Origin of the sequence: Salinivibrio sp. ES.052, from assembly GCF_900141775.1 — a bacterium.
GTDB lineage: Bacteria > Pseudomonadota > Gammaproteobacteria > Enterobacterales > Vibrionaceae > Salinivibrio.
Genome location: NZ_FSRI01000001.1, coordinates 641,855 through 663,086, shown reverse-complemented (window position 1 = coordinate 663,086; position 21,232 = coordinate 641,855). Strand labels below are relative to the sequence as shown.

Sequence of the window (21,232 nt, the reverse complement as noted above, 5' to 3'; positions counted from 1 at the left end):
GGCGCATTGGTAACGAATTCAAAAGTTATTTTTTCCGCGCTAGCGCTGTGTGGTGAGGGGGCTAGGATAGAGTCACCCAAGGCTGATGCGCTTAAGCTGAATGCGTCACTGAGCGCTTGTCTTCCACCTTTAAGATGAGTACAGGCCATGATAGATGCCAAAGACAATGTGTCGTTAGACGCGTGTTGCGTCGATGAGAATATGCGCCGCGATATCGCTCCCAGCAAGCCAATTGTTTTGTTTTTATGTGACGGCATCCACGGTGCTTCTTTGATGGCCGCTGCGGTGATGAAACATAAGGCTGGGAGTTTTTTTGATATTCATTGTGCGCATACAGCACACACCATGCGAACTGAACAAGCCTCAAAAGCGCTCATTCAATTTCAAATATCAACTTCGGGGCTCACGCCTTTTCCATTGTCCGAGCTGACACTGGCTTATGTTGATTACCTGGTTGCGGTGAATCCCGCCGCGGTGCAATCCGGGTTACCTTTACCCGATTATGGCAAGTTTGTGCCTTGGGATGTGACGGAGCATAGTGAGGCAGGTTTGGCTGCCGTACTCCGAGCAGTAAATCAAAACATTAATTATTTTTTGTCTTTGTACTTGTTCCGCTGAGGGCGGGTGTGAAAGGAGTTGTATGAAGAAATAAAAAGCGCGCCATGTGTTGGCGCGCCTTAGGGGATATCAAACTGTCATGGCTAGAGTCTAAACGCCTGTGCTTGCTCTTTTATGCTAGCATTTTCTTTTTCCAACCGTTTATATGCTTGGCGAGTTTGATCCGCGGTCTCGGCGAGCGACTCTGCTGCACGGTGAATCACCGACACGTTTTGATTCAAATCCGCTGCTGCCGTGGTTTGCTCTTCGGTCGCCGTTGCAATCGCACCGGTCATTTCTGACACTTGCTGCGTGGCATCATTGATGGTGTCAATCGCTTCCGCCGCGCGTTTGGCATCATCCAAGCCTTTTTGGGTAAGCGTTTGGCTATCGCTCATCACTTGATACGCTTGGCGCGCTTTGGTTTGTAGCCCTTCAATGATCTGGTTGATCTCATCGGTCGATGATTGGGTTTTGGTGGCCAAGCCACGTACTTCATCAGCCACGACCGCAAAGCCTCGACCCGCTTCGCCGGCACGCGCCGCTTCAATGGCCGCATTTAAAGCCAACAAATTAGTCTGCTCGGCAATCGTGCTGATCACTTCCGAGACTTTGCCAATGTTCTCGCTGTCTTCGGTTAAGGCCTCGATCACTTGTGATGCTTCATTAACTTGATCTTTTGCCGCCACGCTTTGCTGATAAGATTCCTCAAAGGTTTGTCGGCCTTGCTCCGCGTACTCACGTGTTTTATCGGTATGCTCTGCAGCATTCACCGTATTACTCGCCACTTCACCAAAGGTCGACTCCATTTGTGTCATTGCGCTCGCAAGCTGTGATAACTCACCACGCTGCTGCTCAACACTGTTCACGGTGTGGCTCACCTGCGTCGACAGCTCATCACTCACTGTTTGTAAACGCTGGGTGCCTTTTACTAGGGATCCAATCAGCGCTGTAATGCTTTCTTGCATTTGCGCAAAGGTATTGGCTGCTTGCCCCAGCTCGTCGCGGTTAAACGTGTCCAGATCCAAACGTTGGGTAAGATCACCGCTTTCCACACGCTGCATCTGAGTAACCAGCTGCGCCAGTGGTCCACGTATACGCTGTTGTAGCAATAACGCCACACCCGCCATCAGCACAATCAGTGCAACAATTACGGCAATACCGATATAAATTAATCGCTCGATTTTTTCCGATTCTCGCGTCTTTATCGCATTGGCTTGATCTTCCAGCGTCTCTTGTAACGTGGCCAAGTTTGCGACTATCTGGTCAAACGGCGCTAACATGGGGCCCAACATTTTGCGGCGTGCATCATCCAATCGGCCATTATCGATAAGCGAAATGTAATCGTTTTGCATTTCACGGTAGTTATTCAGACGCGTCTCTATGGTGGCCACGGCCTCTGTATTATTGTCACTCACCGTGAGTGCTTTCATTCCCTCGAGCGCTTCTCCTACTTCTTGATCGTTGCGCTTAATTTTCACCAGAATATCGCGGTGCGCTTGTTTGTCATCGGTTAAACCGTAATCCAGCGCGAAGCGGCGATAGGTGACGGTAAAATAGCGGAGATCAGACACGGTGCTCAGCAGGCGAACGTTACGCTCTACCACATCATTAAACTGTGCCTTGACGGCGTTTATTTCGCTGAACAAGTACATCCCGCTTGCCGCGACCGCAATACCTAGTGCAAGAAACACCACGCGTAAATACTGTATAATCGTCATTGGTTACCCCGCAGCCCTTAATCTCATTATTAAGTTAATTGTTTTTTTGTACACGAAGTAACGGGTACGGCCTATTGCTGTAATAGGTTCATTCACGGTAGGGTTTTTCTTTGTCGCCTTTTTGCTGTTCACACCACAAGAAGCAGCAATCCATGACAGGCCACAACAGCCACCGTCAAGCGACCACGCATGGTTTGATAGGCGGAGGACGTGTCTGCACTCTCGCTTTTTCGGATCCATTTTTCCGCCAGCCATGCTGCTAAATAACCGATGGTAAGCAGTCCGGTGGCAATCACGTATTGGGTCGCGCCTTGAATCAGCGCCCCCCACGCCAAGAGTGCAAACAGATTACTCAGCAGTAACGCATTTCGGCTCAGCTTATGAGAAAAATGATCGATGCCATTACCCCATAAGACGCCGGACAAAAAGCTCAAGATCACCGCACTGTAGCTTAAAAAGAGCTGCTCACCACTGAGGCCAAATAAGGTCAGATCGGCCCAAGTGACCAACACCCCACCAACAAAAGGAACTAAGCCCAGGTAGCCCAGTTGCAGCATGGTATCGCGTGAAGCGGACTGTGGTTTCATTACCTGACTCCTAGACAGATTATTCAGATTGTTATCGGTTCTAAGTGTACGAAGACAATGACCACTTGGCCGTCTTTTGGGCATATTTCGCTGCTTTTCTCAGCACTTCAACTCAATATAATGTGATTAAAAGCTCTTTTTTTTGCAAAGGAAAGCTGTGTTGCGTAAATTGTTGCGCGTTTTGTTGGTGTTTAAAAGAGGATCTATTCATGTCAACGCGAAGTACGTCGGATGCGAGCAATGCCAGTGCATTGCAGCATCCGTTTGCAGATTGCGTCACTCAAACCGGCCTGTTTAAAGGCGTTCATAAAAATATGATGATCGCCGCCACCCTACTGGTTTGTCTGTTCGTGTTTTTCACCGGGTTTAATACCGATTTAGCCGCCCGTGTATTTGCCGCTGCTCGCGGCTGGGTAGAGTCGACGTTCGGTTGGTACTACATGCTGGTTCTTGTCCTATTACTGGCCGCCAGCTTTATTATCGCTGTCACCCGTTTTGGTAATATTCGTTTAGGTGATGACGACGACCGACCCGAATTCAGCACCTTCTCGTGGTTATCGATGTTATTTTCTGCTGGTGTTGGCGTTGGCATATTGTTTTTTGGGGTAGCCGAACCCACGCTCTACTTTGATACAAGTGGTGCGTTCGGCTACCCCAACAACCCATATGCAGATATGGCCGGTGCCACCACCATGGGCTTTGATCGCGCCGCCGATGCGTTGCGTGTCACCTATTTCCACTGGGGCTTTCACGGCTGGGCCGTGTATGTGATTGTGGGTCTCGCCCTTGCGTATTTTTCGTTCCGTAAAAAACTGCCACTCGCACTGCGATCGACGATTTATCCACTTATTGGCGACCGCATTTATGGCCCCATTGGTCATATTACTGACATTTTAGGGGTGCTTGGCTGCGTATTCGGCGTCGCGACCTCGCTGGGGTTAGGCGTCAGTCAGATTGCCGTGGGGCTCGACCGCTTGTTTGGCATCGACCCAGGTATCGCCACCCAAGTTATCCTTATTGCACTGATTTCGGTGGCCTCGATCCTGTCTTCCCTATCCGGGGTAGGTAAAGGGATCCGCATCATTTCAGAGTGGAACATTATCGTCTCTGCCTTAGTGATCGCCTACTTTCTTTTTGGTGGTCCTACCGCTTGGTTAATCCAGATCTTTGGCGCCTCACTGAGCGATTATTTGGCCCGTTTTATCCCTATGGGGTTCTGGTTCCCTGATAAGCCAGGCCCAGCGGCGTGGCAAAATGCCTGGACTATTTTCTATTGGGGCTGGTGGATTGGCTGGGCCCCCTTTATTGGCTTGTTTATTGCGCGTATTTCTCGCGGCAGGACCTTGCGAGAATTTATTATTTGCGTCTTGTGTGCGCCAACGCTGATGATTTTTGCTTGGCTGGCCATTTTTGGTGGTAATGCACTACATCAGGAGCTTGTTGCCGACGCCGGAGTTGGCACCGCGGGGATTATTGATTTGGTCAATGGCTGGGACTTACCCGCTGCGTTGTTTGCCACGGCCGATGGCATTACCGGTGGCGGGATCTGGGGCTGGGTACTCAACGCGATGATGATCTTCTTGCTGTTTAGCTGGTTTATCACTTCCTCTGATTCAAGCACCTTGGTGCTGACCACGATTTTATCGATGGGCAATGATGATCCGCCCAAACGCTTTCGTGTTTTCTGGGGCACCATGATCGGTGCCGTCGCGGCGGTGTTATTGGTCGCTGGTGGGTTACGAGCCCTACAAACGGCGAACATGGTGACCGCCTTGCCAATCAGTGTGTTGGTTATCTTGATGACCATCAGCGTGATGAAGTCTTTACTGGCAGAATCGATGGGTCAATCCACCACCTCGACGCCATCGCAAGCGAATAACTAAGCCAGTTTCGCTCACCCAAAAAAGCGCCACCTGACTCGGTGGCGCTTTTTTCTTTGCGGCGAATATTAAGCCGCTGCGGGCTCTCCAACCGCCATCGCTAGCACACTCACCGGATGCAAAGCTTCCAGCGATGTGTTTTCTTCAATTTGCCATTTACAGGTTTCACAGTCGGTGATCGCAAAGTCCGCCTGCGCAGCTTCAATCTGAGCAAACAAGCCACTACCGATGGCAATCGAGGTTTGATAGTTCTCGGTTTTAAACCCATAGGTACCTGCCAAGCCACAACACTCGCTATCGAGCACAATCACCTCTAAGCCTGGGATCATTCGTAACAGCTCAATGGTAAACATCGCATTACCACTGCGCTCCAAGTGACAAGGGGTATGGTAAACCACCCGCTTATTAATTGGGTTGAGCTTGGGCATCTCGCCATTCATGGCCGCTTTGAGTAAAAAGCGAGTCACAAAGCTGATTTGCCCTGCCACGTGGGCGTTATCCACTCCCAGTACGTGGGGGTACTCTTCTTTTAACGTCAGCGCACACGATGAGGAGGTGGCTATTACAGGGCGATGCTCGGCAACCGCATCGGCAATCATCGCTGTATTAGCGGTCGCGTTACGGCGCGCTTTATCGTAAAAGCCATTGGCAATTAAAGGCACGCCACAGCATTTATGTTTCTCGAGCAATTGCACGCCGTACCCCATCGCATTCATCACTTTCACCAAGTCTTTACCAAGCTGCGGATTGTTAAAATTCACATAGCAGCCATGAAAGTAACTGACTTGTTTAGGATAATCCGCTTGCGCCGCCGCTTGGCTTTTCATCCAACGCCGAAAGGTGCCAAAAGAATACTTGGGTAGAGATTTATGTTTATCCACCCCAATCGTGGCATGCATCACCGCTTTCACCGGTTTCAGATCCGTCATCATGTTCACCAACGGTGCCATTGGATTGGCAAGCGTACCAAACAAGTCGGTATGGCTCAGCACGTAATCACGCATCAGCTTAGGATTGATGTTTTTCTTGCCGTGTTTACCGCGCGCTACCGCAATGATATCGCCAATTTTTACCCCGGAAGGACAGGCGGTCTCACAGCGTTTGCAGTTGGTGCATAACTTGAGCAGGTCATCATAATACTCAGGGTTTTTGATCCGCAGGCGCTCACCATCTGGGCCGCACTCTTTGGGGCCAGGATACGCTGGGTTCGCTTTTGATACCGGACAATACACAGTACAGACCGTGCATTTAATGCATTGGTCAAAACTGGTGGGTTGCGGCGCATGGTCGCTATAGTCGCGCTGTTTCAGCCATTCAGTTAGCATGGGACGCCTCCTTAGCGTTCGCCATCACAGCGAGCGCACGTTGCGCGGCGGCGTAGCCGGTTGCAATCGCGACGCCACCGCCACAGCCTTCATAGACGGGATCGTAACCACTGAGTACCGCACCACACACAAACAGGTTTTGGCAGCGCTTGCCGCGAGCGGTGGGACGTAGTTGGTTGTCGGTGTTGATGCCAAAGGCCATAAAGGGGTGGCTTTGCTGACTGAAAAAGTCGTCGTTGCGCCACTCGCTGCGATCAGGGCTTTGCACCATATCTAATCCCAACGTCGGTTCGCTCACCTGAGTGCGGTCGGCATTGAGACCGCGACTAAAATAGCTGCCCGTGGCCAAGATCACTGCCTCTGCGGTTAACGGAATATCTTCGAGTTGACGCGTATGCAAAGCGGTAAGGCGACCGTTGTCGTCAAATTCACCGCCAGTGACTTGATCGCCGCGCAGCAATACCCCACCCGCGCTAGCAAAGGCCCGCTGTAACGCACGCTCAATGCGGATCCCGAGCAGAGAAGGCGGCATGGTCGGCACTTCGTGAAAACAGCGATCGGTGTGCTGTTTAAGCGCATCCATCCCCCGCTCGCCGGCCACATCGGCAATGATGGCGGGTAAAATCACCAGCTCATCTGGGCCGGACTGCGCGATTAGTTGCTCGCACAGACTGTCAAAGGCATCAGGCTCAGCCAATAAACGAGAAAGGTCCACCGAGCGCAACTCATTGCGGTTACGGCGTAATCGCTCGGCTCCCGGAATCGACAGCGTAATGGTGCGACTTGGGCAGGATGCAAAATCACGCTGGGCGGTAATGGTGTCTTTCGCTAACGTCGGTTGCGCATCGCGATAGCCTTCAATGGCCACAAAACACAAACCAGAGAAACGACGCGGGCCCCGATGCTGATACACATGCCCTTGCGACAGCCAAGTCGGGCGTACGGTGCCCAATGGCGTAATACGGCCGTGGTTGGCGTTGTCTTCTTGATGATACAGACACACCTTTTGCGCACTCAATTGATGTTGGAACCAAGCGAGTGACTGGGTGATCTCATCTAGACTGACTTTGGCATAGGGATGCTCAGGGTGCTGGCGCACCAGTTTCGGAATCGCTTCAAAAGGCTGACTGACCGACTCACCATTGGGAAAATGGCCCAATACATCAATTGAGCCTGACGAGAAATGTAGCGCGCTTTGTCCGGCGCTAATCATTACGGTTTTCTTGCCCGCTTCCAGTGACCGCAATGCGGCAGTAAACCCGGCAATGCCGCCACCAATCACTGCGATATCGTAGTGGATCATTGTGATACCTCCTGATCAGCCGCTGACGTCGGTGCAGCACGCTTTATCTCAGCGCTACTGCGCGGTGCCTTCGGCGGCGTTGGCACCTCACCGGCGCCAAACAATCCTTGATAAATCCAATAGCTAAATTCGGCTTCGCGTAGCGCATCGCCCCAAAAAATCGGTTTCACGCCTTTCCAGCGCTCTTCGAGAAAGTCCACCAGCAGCCCTGCACTGGCTTGGCCATCTATCCCTGCCAGTTCACTGAATAAGCTAGCGGCACGATAGCTGCACAGTTCGCCCTGACAAGGCCCCATACCCAGACGAGTGCGCCGACGCAGATCGGTGAGATTTTTCACATCCAGAGATTGAATCGCATAGTTCACCTCGCCCTTGGTCACCATTTCGCATTCGCAAATCACCGCTTGGCTGTCGTCACTTTCATCTAAAAAATGGCTAACGCGCTCACCGTGGCGGTAATAGGCGGATTGGTAGACAGGTTTCACCAAGCTGGCACTGGCTTTACGGATCCCTTTAGAAGGCTCAGAGCCCGGCAGCGGACGGGTCGCAGTTTGGCAACGGTTGCGGTTACCCAACTTTTCAGCCACCAAGTCTGTGGCTTGCTCGGCCATCAAACGATAGGTCATGAGTTTACCACCGGTGATGGTGATCAAGCCTTCCAGCCCATCGCGTGCTTGGTGATCGAGTAACACAATGCCGCGACTGATATTACGGCCACTGCCGTCGTCATCTACCGAGACCAACGGCCGCACGCCCGCATAGGCGCGCAACACGCGTGTATTGGCCATGATGGGAGCGAGCTTAGCCCCTTCGCGCATCAGCACATCCACTTCTTGTGGCGTCACCGCGAGCTTATCAATCTGATCGTACTCGATGTGCTCAGAGGTGGTGCCGATTAAGGAAATGGTATCACCGGGCACCAAGATGTCAGCGTCTGCCGGTTTCCGACAGCGGTTGATCACACGGTTATTAATCCGATAGTCGAGGATCAGCAATGAGCCCTTGGCGGGGAACATTTTGATATTCAGATCGGCATACTCACAGATTGTCTGCCCCCAAATCCCTGCGGCATTGATCACTTGCTTTGCCATAATGGCAAAACGCTCGCCGGTGAGGGTATGCAAACACTGGACACCTTGCACCGTCGCCCCTTGACGAATTAACCCCGTCACTCGGGTATGGTTAAACACCTTGGCGCCGTGCTCTTTGCCGTCCAGTACATTCGCGGCACACAAGCGAAACGGATCGATGATGCCATCCGGAACCTGTACCGCGCCAATCATCGCTGGATTCGCGTTGGGTTCGAACGCTAACGCTTCACGTGGTGTCAGTTTTTGGGTCGGAATACCGGCTTTATCGCAACTGGCAATAAAGGTGTCTTGGTACGCTAAATCATCTTCCGGCAAGGTGATAAAGAGTCCGCTGGTATCTTCTACGCAGTGGCGGGCAACGGATTTAAGGATAGTATTTTCTTGAATGCATTCACGGGCCGATTCGGTATCTGTGACCGCGTAACGAGCCCCAGAATGCAGCAATCCATGATTGCGCCCCGATGTGCCTGCCGCAATATCGTCACGTTCGAGCAAAATGCATGAGATGCCACGCAGTGCGCAATCTCGCATGATGCCGGTGCCGGTTGCACCCCCACCGATGATGACCACATCCGTTTCAATATACTGGCTATTTGGCATGGGGCCTCCTTGTTACTGTATCGTAACGGGAGTGTGGCATTTTCCGTGTCACAAAGACGGCGAGATCATCACACAATGCGCGAATTCGAAACGAAAACTCACACTTGTTTGATTTAAGACAAACTTTTAGCGCTGAAAAGACGCGCGAATGGTGACACGGGAAGCCACCGCTACAAGGGAAAGGCCCGACGATCGCACCGAAGACTCCGTCAAGTTGGCTAAGTCGATACGATGCACAACAAATACATTAGAAAAATGCGCGAAAACGCGCATTGTTAATAAGTTGTATGGTTACTTACTGCTGGTGCCAGTCACTAAACGCTGGCGTGTCATGTACCCGCGGTAACACAGTGCCACTACAAAACATAACCCTGCGGGAAACAGCAGGGCTGCAAAATGGAAGTGCGCAAAGAGCGCCGCACCCACTACCCCGCCGACGATAAAGCCAGATGCGATCAGTAAAAAGAGCATCAGTTTGCGCTTATCCACTGAATTGCCGCGCAGCTTGCCCCCTAGCATTAATCCTAAATCGGTAAAGATGCCAGTTAAATGGGTTGAGCGCACGATCGCGCCGCTGTAGGTCGTCGCCATCGCATTCTGCAAGCCGCACGCTGCCGAGGCTGCTAACTGACCGATGGCAAAACCGCGAGAAAGAAAATAAAACGCCACCATAATCAGCCCAGCTTCGACAAACAGTGCCGAGTCATAATGGCGGCCCAATTTAAGCGTGCTGCCATGCAATAAGCACCCGGAAATCGCGGCACCGAGGAAAAAAGCCAACAATAAGCCACCCAGTTGGATAACTTGTGTCCATTGGCCTGCAAACAACCCCGAGCCAAATTGCGTCGCGGTGCCTGACACGTGTGAGACGGCTTGATGTTCAAAGCCCAACAAACCGATCGCATTGATGGTACCGGCGATCAGCGCTAACACAAACGCCCCGGCTTCAACCCACCGAGGCAAACGGGTAATCATTGGCTTTCCTAGTCGTTATTGGATGAGGATGATGGCTGGTCGAGCCTATCCAATTGGTTGTGGCGGATCATCGCTTGCAACTCGTCCACATAGGCCTGACCACGCTCTGAATAGCGACCCAGCCCATTGGCGAGTGCTGCGCCTGACAGTGGTTTATTCTGCTCACGCAGGTTGGCGCGGATCTCGCGTAGCCCTTGGTACGCGGCATGAGTATTTAAGTTATTGATGTAGCTTTGTACCGAGGCTTGCGGGTTATCAAACGCTGCCACTTCGTGCACTTTCCCTTCCGCTCGTTGATTAGGGACCAGCCCACATCCTTTACTAAAGCACCACTGGCCGAAGTAGTTATTCCCTTCCCGTGCAAACCGCGACGTGCCCCACGCACTCTCGTTCGCCGCCTGCGCTAACACCAACGACGGAGGAATAATATCCACCCGTTGGATCAATGCCATCCAGTCTGCTTCTTGGCCGACGTTAAAGTCTTTAAGCTCATACTGTTCAGCGAGCGCTCGGATACGTTTTATTTCTCGGCTACTTAGCTCACTTTTACGCGCATGCCATGCCATTAATGCGGTGCGATCCGCCAGTACTTGGCTGTTAATGGCATTAACCACAGGGGTGAAGTAATCAAAAAACGCCTGCTTTCGCTCTGCCCCCGCGGCAAAAGATTGGAAATCAGGAACAAGGGGAGCTTGGGGGCGCTGACACGAGATCAAAATGGTGACGGTCACAGCAAGAATCGCCATGCCGATAAAGACGAAGGTACGGTGTTTCATAGTGCCCCTAGTGTTGTCGGTGTGGGCGGTATTATACGCGAAATACCCGTTGGCGACGAATGCCGCCCTCTCAACTTAACACTGGCTGAGTCACATTATATTAACAAGGTAAGATGACCCGAAAGCATGCGCCGCCTAAATCACTATGGTCGATTTCAACATTGCCACCGTGCCGGGTGACAATTTGTTTGACGATCGCAAGCCCCAAACCATAGCCGGAACGCTTTTTATCGCGGGAACGATCCGCACTGTAAAAGGCATCAAAGATAAACGGCCAATGTGACGGGTCAACGCCCTCACCATCATCGTGTACGGCAATCACCAGCTGCGTGTCCTCACAACAGACACGCACGGCGATTTGACTAGTCGCATACTTCTCCGCATTACCGATTAAGTTGGTAAGCACGCGTTTAAGCAGATGAGGGTCGGCCTCAATGCAAGGCAAGTCTTGCGGTGCATCTAAAATCACAGACTTAGTGCTCAGCGTCTGCCAACGCGGCCATTCATCGTGTAGCCACATCGAAGTATTCAATCTCTCCGGGCTAAAAGGTGTATTAGGGTGATCAACACGTGCCAAATACAGAAGCTCATCAATCAACCCTACCATTTCGTCGGTATCTTCAACGATACTGACGATTTTTTGTTGCTGCTTGGGGCCCAGTTGACTCTCACTCAACAATTCAGCTTGCCATTGGATCCGAAACAAAGGAGAGCGCAATTCGTGCGCAACCGCGTTGGTTAGCGCTCGACGACTACTGACCAAACTCGCAATTCTGTCTGCCATATGATTAAAGGTCGCGTTTAAACTACCCACGGTATACTGACTCTTTGTTGACGCCCGCGCTTGTAAATTTCCGTTGGCAAATTGGAGAGCCGCTTGCTCGAGTGACCGTACTCTGCGGCTGAGAAACCGCACCATGAAAAAACTGTAGAGGGCGAAACCCAAAAAGAGAAAAACAAACAGCAGATCTTCATTAAACTCTATTGCCCCATGTAGCTCGGAACCCACCGCGGTTCGTAAGCTATAGATTCGCTCCTTATCGGCCAGGCGGAACCATAAGGTTTCGTTTTTATCATCAAACACCGCGGAGGGATCGAGTTGGTGGGAAAATGCCTCATTCAAATGAGAGGGAATGTTGCCAAGCTTGTGTACGGATAATGAATATTCGACGTTATCGGCATAATCCTTTAGCGCGCCTAAAGCCTCTTGTGTTCCCGCCTGTGACTCAATCAACGCTAACATATCAACGACACTTTCAGCCTGTCGCTTCGCCAAGGTCGCCTCATAATTTTCCGTCAGTTCATACACAAGGTATTCGTAGGTCAATGAGCTCACCATAAAAATGACGATCAACCCAAAGAAGAACTCTAAATATATCCGACGCATTGCTCACCACTCATACATATTTCTGTTATGCATTTACCATGCATCAGGCACAAACAAGTAACCTTTTCCACGTACTGTGATAATTTTTTGGGGATTGGAGGACGTATCACCCAGTTTTTTTCTCAAGGTCACAATTTTATTATCCACCGTTCGGTCAACACCGTCATACTCAATACCACGTAATGCACGCGTTAACGTATCTCTTGTATGTACCTCGTCAGGCTGACTTGCCAGGTGCCAAAGCAATGCAAATTCACTGTCTGTCAACGCAATGGGTTTATCATCTAACGAGCAGTAACGTCTCGCCTCATTGAGTGCCAACACACCATAATTAAGAACACTGGGTTTGGACGAGGCGGCTGCAGTGTCGTCTCTCAGCTGGCGCAGTTGCACTCTTACACGAGCCATCAATACCCGAGGTTTAATCGGTTTACTGATAAAGTCGTCCGCGCCAACCTCTAGTGCTGCCACATGATCAAAATCATCATCACTAGCGGTTAGCATCACAATTCTGCCTCTAAATCCATCACGGATTTGTCTACAAATTGTCAGTCCATCGTCACCGGGTAACATTAAATCGAGTAAAACTAAATCAGGTTGTGCGGAAATAATATAGTCAGCCGCCCCTGCTCCTTCAGCAAGTGCCGTTACGCGATAATCTTGTGCTTCAAAATACTCTGTCAGCATTTCTCGCATTTTGGGGTCATCTTCGACAACCACTAAGTGCAGTTTCTCTTCCATTAATCTTGACCTAGAAAAATAAACAAACGAAAAGCCTTGGTATAAATCATTAAAAACTCTGTGCGTCTACAGGCGTAGATACCACGACAGTTATACGACAAATCATGACACTCTGCAGATACATTACCGCGCTCTTCAGCCGTAAAGTACCACTCAAACGTTCCCCCTTTAAGCGAACGTTCCAAAAAGCAATGACTATAAGTCATACGTTCTTAAAAAACACCTACGACGAATAATAGGTTCTTTACAATGAAAAAATTAGCACCTTTAGCTTTACTGATTCTCGCACCGGCGGCTTATGCCTCTTCTTATATGGGGATGGAATTTGGAGCTGGTAGCGCTGATGTGAGTGGCTTAGATAGCAGTGAGTTCAAAAGTGATCTTGAGGACCGAGGAACAGTCAAGCTGTATGGCGGTAAGTATATCACTGACTCAGTACGCACCTACGGCTACTGGCAATCGGGCGCGTCGAGCAAGTCAACAATCAAAGCTGCAGATGAAGAGCTTTCGTTGGAAAATACTGACTATCAATTCGGTATGGGCTTAGACTATGTCCACGAGTTCACTGACAATTTGTACGGTATTGCTGGTGGTACTCTAGGCTACCAACGCAGTAAGCTAGAAATTAAGGACAAAGATGCTCAGGGGACTGACACCTATAACCTCAGAGACTCTGGCCTAGCGAGCAACGTCAATCTCGGACTTGGCTATCGTTTTGACTCCGGTATCGCTTTGGAAGGCGGCCATAAATACGGCTTAACGAAACAAAAGTATGCGGAGGGTATTTCCTTCAAGAACCCAAGTGTGTTTTACCTCGACGTTAACTATAAATTCTAACAAACGATCATAAACGACAGTTGGCTAAACTTATTCGGACAGACCGTTTAAGGTAAGACAAAGACACTATCTCGCCCCCTTATCCAAATAGGCATCCACTCAGTGGGTGCCTATTTTTCTTTCAATAGCGGTGATAACGATGCGTGACAAGCGATGGCTGGTTAAATCTCAGTTCTAAGTGTCAACTCGACCAGCCGTTAACATGACGGCCAATTCATAGCCCCCTATCATAATTAATTGTTTGCCTTGTAAAAAATACTTGCCTGCTCCTCTACCTATATTTGTTGGTTAGCGTTTTCGCTTAAGTAATACTTTGTTACATTTCCTAGGCATCATAAAGACTCACGCGCTAGGATGACCATGAAAAATATTTTATTTTTACCCATTGCGATGTTTGCGTTCGGTATGGATGCCTATGTCGTGGCGGGCATTATTCCGGACATTTCGACCAGTTTTCAGATCACTGAAGCCGAAACAGCGCAAATGGTCACAGCCTTTACGTTGTGCTATGCCCTTTCCGCACCAATACTGGCGACATTGTTGGTAAGCTTTCCGACCAAAAAGGCACTCGTGTTATCGATGCTGATGTTTATCGCCGCTAATCTTGTCACCATTTTCAGCACGCACTTAACCATGTTACTAGCAAGCCGCGCGCTTGCCGGCATAGGGGCAGGCATTTTCTCGCCTTTAGCTGCGGCAAGTGCCGCCTCTTTGGTGCCTGCAGATAAGAAGGGGCGTGCATTAGGGCTGTTGTTGGGTGGCATGAGTGCGGGTACCGTTGTCGGGGTTCCCGCTGGTCTTGCTCTGGCGACCTGGCTTGGGTGGCAAGGCGTTTTCGCCGTCGTGATCGGTATCGCGATCATTGGGCTGATTGGCGTGGTGCTGGGTGTTCCTCAGATCTGTGTCGCTCCGCCGCCATCACTAAAAGCACGCGTCGCGTTACTCGCCAGTCGGTCCGTGTCTACCACCATTACGGTCACCTTCTTGACGGCTGTCGCCAGCTTGGGGCTCTATTCTTACCTCGCACCGGTCATTACGGGCATCACACAACAAACCAACCTCACGCCATATTTATGGGTTTGGGGCCTAGGCGGCATGGTGGGCAGCTTCACCATCGGCCATTTAATTGACTGGGTAAAACACCCACGAGCCATCTTACTCGGGATACTAACGCTTATGTCCCTGGCCATCTTGAGCATTCCGAGTAGCTTGCCGTTGCCCTCCATCATTGCCTTTGTGCCATTTTTCTTGTGGGGCGCCGCCGGTTGGTCGTCGCTCGCGCCACAACAACACACGCTGATTAGCCTCCAACCGGAGCACAGCGCCGCGGTGGTTGCACTGAATAGTTCTTCAAACTACTTAGGAGGTGCGGTGGGTACCCTTTTGGGTGGGCTGTGGCTCGGCCACGGCCTTTCGGTGACTCAGCTTGTCTATGCCGCCGCGGCAGTTGGTGGCGTAGCAGTCGCTATTCAAATCGGGATTCTACGCCAAAGCGCTCACTCAGTAGCGACAAGGTGCCCGGATGCCTAATCCATATTGCCTGATAACCTTTAACACCAGCCCGCCACCCCAGAAACCATTAAAGGTGGCGGTAGACTCACGCTGCCGACTAAGACATTCAACGCGTAGCGTCTTCACTCTGGGCTAATAGTAATATTGGCCCTATCGCGCCAAGTAACATCACGGCGAGCGTAGACAGTGTCCATACGGTTTGATAGTCATCTGGCGCCCATTGATATATCAGCATAATAATCATCGGCCCTATCGTCGCACCCGCCAGTGTTCCAAGGCGCGATAGCACACTCGCATCGGGTGCCATAGATTGCGGCGTGTCGTTGAATGTGTGTGACATGGCCAGCAAGGTCAATAGACCGAGTCCCGCGCCTCGGGTAAGCATTGTTATCGCTAGTGCGATGCGGCTATCACCAACAAAAACCAACGCCAGTGATGCTGTCATCCCGATAAAAAGCGCGATAGCGGCAATGCGGCTGACCGCGTAGCGCGCGCACCACCTTGCTAAATAACGGCGCGACATTAGCGTCCCCAGACCATGCATACCGAGCATCAAACCGGTTTGCATATTAGTGAGTTGCCAGCTTTCATGACATACCAATGGAATAGCAAGCAACCCTGCATAAAAGGCCAAACTCGCGAGAAAAAGTAACGATAGGCTTGCCCGACATGAGGGAATACCTAAAGGGGCTAAACGTATCAGTGCATTGTCGCCTAAAGAGGCAAAATGACGTTTCGCCCACCCCCATGCAAAGAGACTGCACACTGTTGCCAATACGGGTATGCTCCACTGCTGCGCGTGTCCTGTTGACGAAACATCGTCTAAACACACCGCAAGATAAAGCACGGAGCCTATCCCTACACTCACCAATAGCACGCCCAACACATCTAACCGCGTTTCCTCGTCAGCATGCTCACGAGGAAGCACAAAAAACGACAGAACAAGCGCCACGCCGCCTATCGGCACATTGATCCAAAATAACCAAGACCAGTCACCCACGCTCAGTAAGTAACCAGCAAGTACCGGTCCCAACATGGGGGCTATAACAGCGGGCATCGCGACAATGGTCATGGCTTGCTTTAGCTGTTCTCGACCTACTGCCTTGACCAGTAGCGTTTGCATTCCCACCATTAAAATACCCGCACCGACTCCCTGTAGCGCCCGAGCCACCAATATGATGTCTAGGCTGGCTGCGTTTGCACATAGCGCTGAACTCGCCGTAAAGAGTAGAAGGCCGGCGAGCCAAAGCTGGGTGGCGCCAACTTTACGCGTGAGCCAAGCGCACAACGCTACCGTCATCACTGCAAACAGTGAATAGCCAATAATCACCCATTTAATGCTGGTGACGTCGCTATGAAGACCTTGTTGCATCGCGGGAACAGCAAGATTAATCGCTGTCGTATCAATCAGTGGTAGCAATGCACCAAATATTACAGTTGCTATCACCCACTTTTGGTGGGAGTGAAACGGTTGTTGGATTGTCGTCATCACATACTCCTTGCTTATCAAGGGGATCTTCTTTACTTCGATCCCGACAAGGCGTATTTGTAAGCCATTACCGCATGATGGAATACCGACAATATGGCAATTTATATAGAGAAGCCGTCAAGCACAGTTGTTGTTGCACCTTCAACCGACAGACCTGTTTCAGTAGCGATCAAGCACTCGGCAGATAGCACCCATACGCCTTTCCATCATCACCCCTATGCTCAGCTAGCATTCTCGGGTAGCGGTATCGTGAAAGTCGTCACCGCCCACCATACTTATATCGTGCCCGCCCAACATGCAGTGTGGATAGCTCCCGGCACTCCACACGCCGCTTACCTGCTTAAAGGCGCGCAGATTTATAACGTGGCAATACATTCAAGCTACTCAATCAAACATGCTGATCGTGACTGTCATTGCCTACGTGTTAGTGACCTAGCCAAAGCCATCGTGAAAACCTTACTCCATGAACCACAAGGGCCACAGCCCTCACCGCGCGAACAGGCTTTATGGTCTTTGTTAATTGACGAAGTAAAAAGCGCCGCCCCCCTGCCATTAGGATTGCCAATGCCTAAGGAAAAGCGGCTTAAACATTTGTGCGAATTATTTATTGCCCAACCTAACCAATCGCTCACCCTTAGCGCGCTTTGTCGGCAGGTTGGTGCCAGTGAAAGCACCATGACACGTTTATTTAAGCGCGAATTGACCATGACCTTTAACCAATGGCGAAATCAGGCATTGCTCACTTTCGCAGCCGCCCTGTTCGCACAAGACTTTGACTTTGGTTACATTGCTCAAGAGCTAGGTTATGGGTCACAAAGTGCGTTCACCGCAATGGTGACTAACCTCGTGGGTGTCCCGCCGTCTGTCTTTTTCTCAGCCAGTGCTGAATCGGCGTTCACACCGAGAGCGAACTTTGCTCGATAGGCAGTAACTCAGGTGGTGGCATGGTCACGGATTGCAGTCCTGCCGTTTGCAAGGCGATTTTTATGGTATCGAGATGCGCTTGTGTTGCCTCTGGCCAATTGGTGGCATCGCCCGTCACGCCTGCGCGGTGAAAGCCATTTAAACGTACGGAAAACACATTTCCCTGCGCCAACTGCATTTGCTGCAAATCATATAAATAGGCACAAAGTGGCGACAGATTAGCTTGCCAGTCGGTATACCCGGGGATCAGTAACAGCCGCACTTCGTGCAATTTTCCCTGCTTCGCCAGCCAACTTAGGCTATCACGCACACGGCGGGACGAATGCCCGGTCAAGGCCCGGTGCGCGTCATTTCCCCATGCTTTCATATCCACCATGGCACCGTCCATATAGGGTGACAACGCCTGCCAACGCTGGCATGGCACGCCGCCGTTAGTGTCGATCAAGCATGTAAGGTGCGCTAATTCAGAGTGCTGTTTGACCGCGCGAAAAAGCACGCGGACAAAGCGCCATTGCAGACTGGCCTCACCACCACTGACGGTAATTCCACGAATAAAGTGCCGTTGTTGATAAATCGCCGTCACTGCCTCGGCCAAAGACATATCGAATGCGCTTGCACTGTCACGCTCAATGGTTTCAGGGTTGTGGCACCCCGGGCAACGAAATTGGCAACCTTGTAGAAAAAATACCATCCGATTACCGGGACCATCGACACAGGAATAGGGCAACACACTTGCAACCCGAGCCACTGGCCCCGATGTTTTCTCCTGCTTAGGATGGCTCATGAGTGTCCGTCCAACGCGCGCCGGCGAGAAACTCCGCACTCACAACTCGCGGCTGCCGCGCTGTCACTGTCGTCATCTCAGAAGCTTCTGCGCCCAATACCGTGGTATTGGTCCGAGAGCCCGATTGTTTGAACTGGGCAATCTCGGACTTTTTCACCATATAGCCGGTGATACGCACGAGATCATTCCCATCTGTATTCGCCGTGAATTCACGCAGCCCGGATTGCAACGCCCCTAAACATAAATCGGTTAATGCATCGGGATTGCCTTTAATGGTGTCATCCAATGTCAGGATCTCGCTCACACCCGCTTCAAAGTAAGGGTGTAATGGCGCAAGCGCCTGTAAATGGGTGACAGGATCCGGTTCATAACCGTAACGAATCCGCACCCCCGGTGTGGTCTCTTGGTCAATGGATAACCCACCTTGTGCATGCAGCAACGCTCGCCCACGCCAGCCATGCTTCACTGGAGTATCTGCCACAAACCTACTTAATGCTTTGGTAATGTCATGCGCCATCTCATTCGCCACTGCATCGTGACCATATTCGCCACATAAGCCTTGCCGTGCCATCAGGGTATTGACTGCTTCAGCCATCGCGTACACGCCAAACATCGGCAAAAATTTTTTCTCATCAATCAAGCCTTCCTGCACTAGGAAGCTATTAAAAAAATGTGATTCTTGATGCAGGAAGTGACTGCGTGCATCGATCAGCTCCACCATCAATGCACCGTAATGCGGCAAGGTGTGCAAGAGCAATGTCGAGAGATCATTTGCTTCTTCTGCGACTTTTTTTAAGTTAAGACGTACCAAGGTGTTCGCGCCGCCTCCAATCGGTAGCGCGTTGTAGCAACTCACAATCCCCATATTGGGCCAGTGAGCCTCTGCATCACCAAATGTGGCCTGGTGTACCGGCCAGTTAGCAATATGTGGCTTGCTACAGGCAATGATGTTATCTGTCGCCTGCCGAACTAGGGTGCGCGGGGTACGAGACGGATCCACCATCAAGGTCAGGTTGGGGGCAACTTGCTGCAGTTCTGCGTCGATGCGCAAAATCATGCGACAAACACGATTATCATCTGGGCCAATATTGGCATGCATAAATGCGTCTGGCAGTGTTCTGTCGAGCTGGATCCAGAATCGCTTTAGCGCGTGATACAAATGTTCATCACTCACATCATCGCAATACGGCAGCAAGAGTTGATCGAGGTAGCCCAAAAACACCGGGATATTAGTCACTGAAGGCACATGATGGTACAGCACCATGAGCTTCATCAGCGCGTCCTCTAGATCGGTTGCCGGCGTCAACGCCAAATACTCCGAGCCACGTTTTAAAAAGCGGGCATAATCGGGCAACACATAACGCGGCTTAAAGGGAGCGTGACCCTCAAACATATCGCCTATCACCCCCTGCTCCATCGCAGCCACGAGCGCTCGGCTGCAAGGTACGTAGGGTAAAGCCGCATCGGCTTGCGCAGCGAGCGCTAACGTTTTCTGCGAAGGGGTTAAGTGCGGATGGGTAACAATGGCATGCATAGCGTCGGTCATGCGGGACTCCTGACAAGCTGAGTTCTAAAAATAACCCTATGAGAATAAAGGGTTATTTTCTTAGAATATGTTAGCTTGTCCACACGATGGAAAACCGCTACCTCTCACGTGATGCTTCCACGTCTGTCGTGTGACCTTGTGTTTGTTCTGGTGGTGCAAACAAGCACTGCCATCTTTGCCGAAAACTCAGACCGGGCTGCGTGGCGTCTCGCCACATTTGTTGCCATTCTGCAAAGGTCACCACCAGAGGGTTGAAACTATTCACTGGCTTGGGGATCCCATAGCGCACCGGCTCAGACTCAGGCTCGAAGGTGCCAAATAACTTGTCCCAAATAATTAAAATGCCCGCGTAGTTTTTGTCGATGTACTGAGGATTCACGCCATGGTGAACGCGATGATGAGACGGGGTATTAAAAATCCACTCCACAGGCCCCAGTGTCTTTATCCATTGGGTGTGAACAAAAAACTGTAACCCTAAATTCAGCAGTACAACAAACACGACCCATTGTGGCGGAAACCCAATCACTACAAGCGGCAGCCAAAACAGCCACATCCCTGCCAGCGGGTACATTAGGCTTTGGCGAAACGCGGTGCTAAAGTTCATCCGCTCAGAGCTATGATGCACCACATGCGCCGCCCACATCCAGCGAACACGATGGCTGGCGCGATGAAACCAGTAATAACAAAAATCCTGCGCGACCATCAGCAGTAAAAACAGGCTCACCGACATCTCAATATCGAACAACCGCCAGCCAAACCACCATAAATAGACCTTGGCAATCAGTAACCCGGTCAGTAAATCTGCAGCTTGATGCAACCCCGCCAAGGTAAAATTGCAAAGCACTTCCGGCACGTAATAACGGGCGTTGTCGCCCAATTTTCCGCGGCGCAGCGCCACCCAGTACTCTCCCAACATGCATAAGAAAAACACGGGAGCCAGCACAAGCAGTAGCCATTCGGGATGAGCAATCAGTTCGGTCACGGGGCCTTTATCGCACGGTACAATTTATTAACATATTAGGGGTTTCTGCCCTACCTGTAAGGAAAAGCATCACCAAGCTGTTAATTTGCGCACACATTGCAATGCGGTGGGCATTCTCATTGAGTGGAGAAAAAAGCGCCGAAACGGCGCCCTTCGCTGGTGTCAGCGGTTTAGT

18 protein-coding genes are annotated in these 21,232 nt (G+C 51.0%); 5 read left to right on the top strand and 13 right to left on the bottom strand.

Features of this window, described 5'->3' with window-relative positions:
- The first annotated feature begins 147 nt into the window (after positions 1 to 147).
- A complete protein-coding gene (locus BUQ98_RS03105; RefSeq protein ID WP_074212443.1) occupies positions 148 to 618 on the top strand; it encodes a hypothetical protein in 471 nt (156 codons plus the stop codon).
- Between the two features lie 83 nt (positions 619 to 701).
- Here the strand turns inward: BUQ98_RS03105 and BUQ98_RS03100 are convergent, their stop codons facing one another.
- Both BUQ98_RS03100 and BUQ98_RS03095 read right to left on the bottom strand, forming a co-directional pair.
- A complete protein-coding gene (locus BUQ98_RS03100) occupies positions 702 to 2,318 on the bottom strand; it encodes a methyl-accepting chemotaxis protein (RefSeq protein WP_074212442.1) in 1,617 nt (538 codons plus the stop codon).
- A gap of 128 nt (positions 2,319 to 2,446) precedes the next feature.
- On the bottom strand, positions 2,447 to 2,905 hold the full coding sequence (locus BUQ98_RS03095) for a DUF3429 domain-containing protein (RefSeq protein WP_074212441.1): 459 nt from the start codon (positions 2,903 to 2,905) through the stop codon (positions 2,447 to 2,449).
- A 209-nt stretch (positions 2,906 to 3,114) separates the two neighbouring features.
- Between BUQ98_RS03095 and BUQ98_RS03090 the strand changes: the two genes are divergently transcribed.
- The gene (locus BUQ98_RS03090) at positions 3,115 to 4,788 is read left to right on the top strand and encodes a BCCT family transporter (protein ID WP_074212440.1); all 1,674 of its coding nucleotides are present in this window, start codon (positions 3,115 to 3,117) and stop codon (positions 4,786 to 4,788) included.
- A 65-nt stretch (positions 4,789 to 4,853) separates the two neighbouring features.
- Here BUQ98_RS03090 and glpC read toward each other — a convergent pair whose 3' ends face one another.
- The 7 genes from glpC to BUQ98_RS03055 form a co-directional block, all read right to left on the bottom strand.
- A complete protein-coding gene (gene glpC / locus BUQ98_RS03085) occupies positions 4,854 to 6,110 on the bottom strand; it encodes an anaerobic glycerol-3-phosphate dehydrogenase subunit GlpC (RefSeq protein ID WP_074212439.1) in 1,257 nt (418 codons plus the stop codon).
- Positions 6,100 to 7,413 carry a glycerol-3-phosphate dehydrogenase subunit GlpB gene (gene glpB / locus BUQ98_RS03080; protein WP_074212438.1) on the bottom strand — a complete coding sequence of 438 codons (1,314 nt, stop codon included), beginning with the start codon at positions 7,411 to 7,413 and terminating at the stop codon, positions 6,100 to 6,102. The genes glpC and glpB overlap by 11 nt, the downstream gene beginning before the upstream one ends.
- Complete coding sequence (glpA, locus tag BUQ98_RS03075; RefSeq protein ID WP_074212437.1) at positions 7,410 to 9,104, bottom strand: anaerobic glycerol-3-phosphate dehydrogenase subunit A; 1,695 nt, start codon at positions 9,102 to 9,104, stop codon at positions 7,410 to 7,412. Before glpA ends, glpB begins: the two co-directional genes overlap by 4 nt.
- Before the next feature lie 291 nt (positions 9,105 to 9,395).
- Positions 9,396 to 10,079, bottom strand: a complete 684-nt coding sequence (locus tag BUQ98_RS03070) for a YoaK family protein (RefSeq protein WP_074212436.1) — start codon at positions 10,077 to 10,079, stop codon at positions 9,396 to 9,398.
- 8 nt (positions 10,080 to 10,087) lie between these two features.
- Positions 10,088 to 10,855 carry a glucosaminidase domain-containing protein gene (locus BUQ98_RS03065; RefSeq protein WP_139294618.1) on the bottom strand — a complete coding sequence of 256 codons (768 nt, stop codon included), beginning with the start codon at positions 10,853 to 10,855 and terminating at the stop codon, positions 10,088 to 10,090.
- A 100-nt stretch (positions 10,856 to 10,955) separates the two neighbouring features.
- Positions 10,956 to 12,242 carry an ATP-binding protein gene (locus tag BUQ98_RS03060; protein WP_074212435.1) on the bottom strand — a complete coding sequence of 429 codons (1,287 nt, stop codon included), beginning with the start codon at positions 12,240 to 12,242 and terminating at the stop codon, positions 10,956 to 10,958.
- Positions 12,243 to 12,275: 33 nt separating this feature from the next.
- A complete protein-coding gene (locus BUQ98_RS03055) occupies positions 12,276 to 12,983 on the bottom strand; it encodes a response regulator (RefSeq protein WP_074212434.1) in 708 nt (235 codons plus the stop codon).
- Positions 12,984 to 13,232: 249 nt separating this feature from the next.
- Here BUQ98_RS03055 and BUQ98_RS03045 point away from each other — a divergent pair, with 249 nt between their 5' ends.
- Positions 13,233 to 13,820, top strand: a complete 588-nt coding sequence (locus BUQ98_RS03045) for an outer membrane beta-barrel protein (RefSeq protein WP_074212433.1) — start codon at positions 13,233 to 13,235, stop codon at positions 13,818 to 13,820.
- A 360-nt stretch (positions 13,821 to 14,180) separates the two neighbouring features.
- Entirely contained in the window at positions 14,181 to 15,350 is a 1,170-nt protein-coding gene (locus tag BUQ98_RS03040; protein ID WP_074212432.1) for an MFS transporter, read from the top strand.
- Positions 15,351 to 15,438: 88 nt separating this feature from the next.
- On the opposite strand, the gene BUQ98_RS03035 is transcribed toward BUQ98_RS03040, so the two are convergent.
- Positions 15,439 to 16,821 carry an MFS transporter gene (locus BUQ98_RS03035; RefSeq protein ID WP_074212431.1) on the bottom strand — a complete coding sequence of 461 codons (1,383 nt, stop codon included), beginning with the start codon at positions 16,819 to 16,821 and terminating at the stop codon, positions 15,439 to 15,441.
- Between the two features lie 93 nt (positions 16,822 to 16,914).
- Between BUQ98_RS03035 and BUQ98_RS03030 the strand changes: the two genes are divergently transcribed.
- Positions 16,915 to 17,745, top strand: coding sequence for an AraC family transcriptional regulator (locus BUQ98_RS03030; RefSeq protein ID WP_074212430.1), 831 nt, complete (start codon positions 16,915 to 16,917; stop codon positions 17,743 to 17,745).
- Here BUQ98_RS03030 and BUQ98_RS03025 read toward each other — a convergent pair.
- From BUQ98_RS03025 to BUQ98_RS03015, 3 genes are all read right to left on the bottom strand, one after another.
- On the bottom strand, positions 17,717 to 18,529 hold the full coding sequence (locus BUQ98_RS03025; protein ID WP_074212429.1) for a 4Fe-4S cluster-binding domain-containing protein: 813 nt from the start codon (positions 18,527 to 18,529) through the stop codon (positions 17,717 to 17,719). The two genes, BUQ98_RS03030 and BUQ98_RS03025, sit on opposite strands and share 29 nt — an antisense overlap.
- Positions 18,516 to 20,075 carry a YjjI family glycine radical enzyme gene (locus BUQ98_RS03020; protein ID WP_074212428.1) on the bottom strand — a complete coding sequence of 520 codons (1,560 nt, stop codon included), beginning with the start codon at positions 20,073 to 20,075 and terminating at the stop codon, positions 18,516 to 18,518. The genes BUQ98_RS03025 and BUQ98_RS03020 overlap by 14 nt, the downstream gene beginning before the upstream one ends.
- Before the next feature lie 97 nt (positions 20,076 to 20,172).
- Positions 20,173 to 21,057, bottom strand: a complete 885-nt coding sequence (locus BUQ98_RS03015) for a sterol desaturase family protein (protein WP_074212427.1) — start codon at positions 21,055 to 21,057, stop codon at positions 20,173 to 20,175.
- Positions 21,058 to 21,232 lie beyond the last annotated feature (175 nt).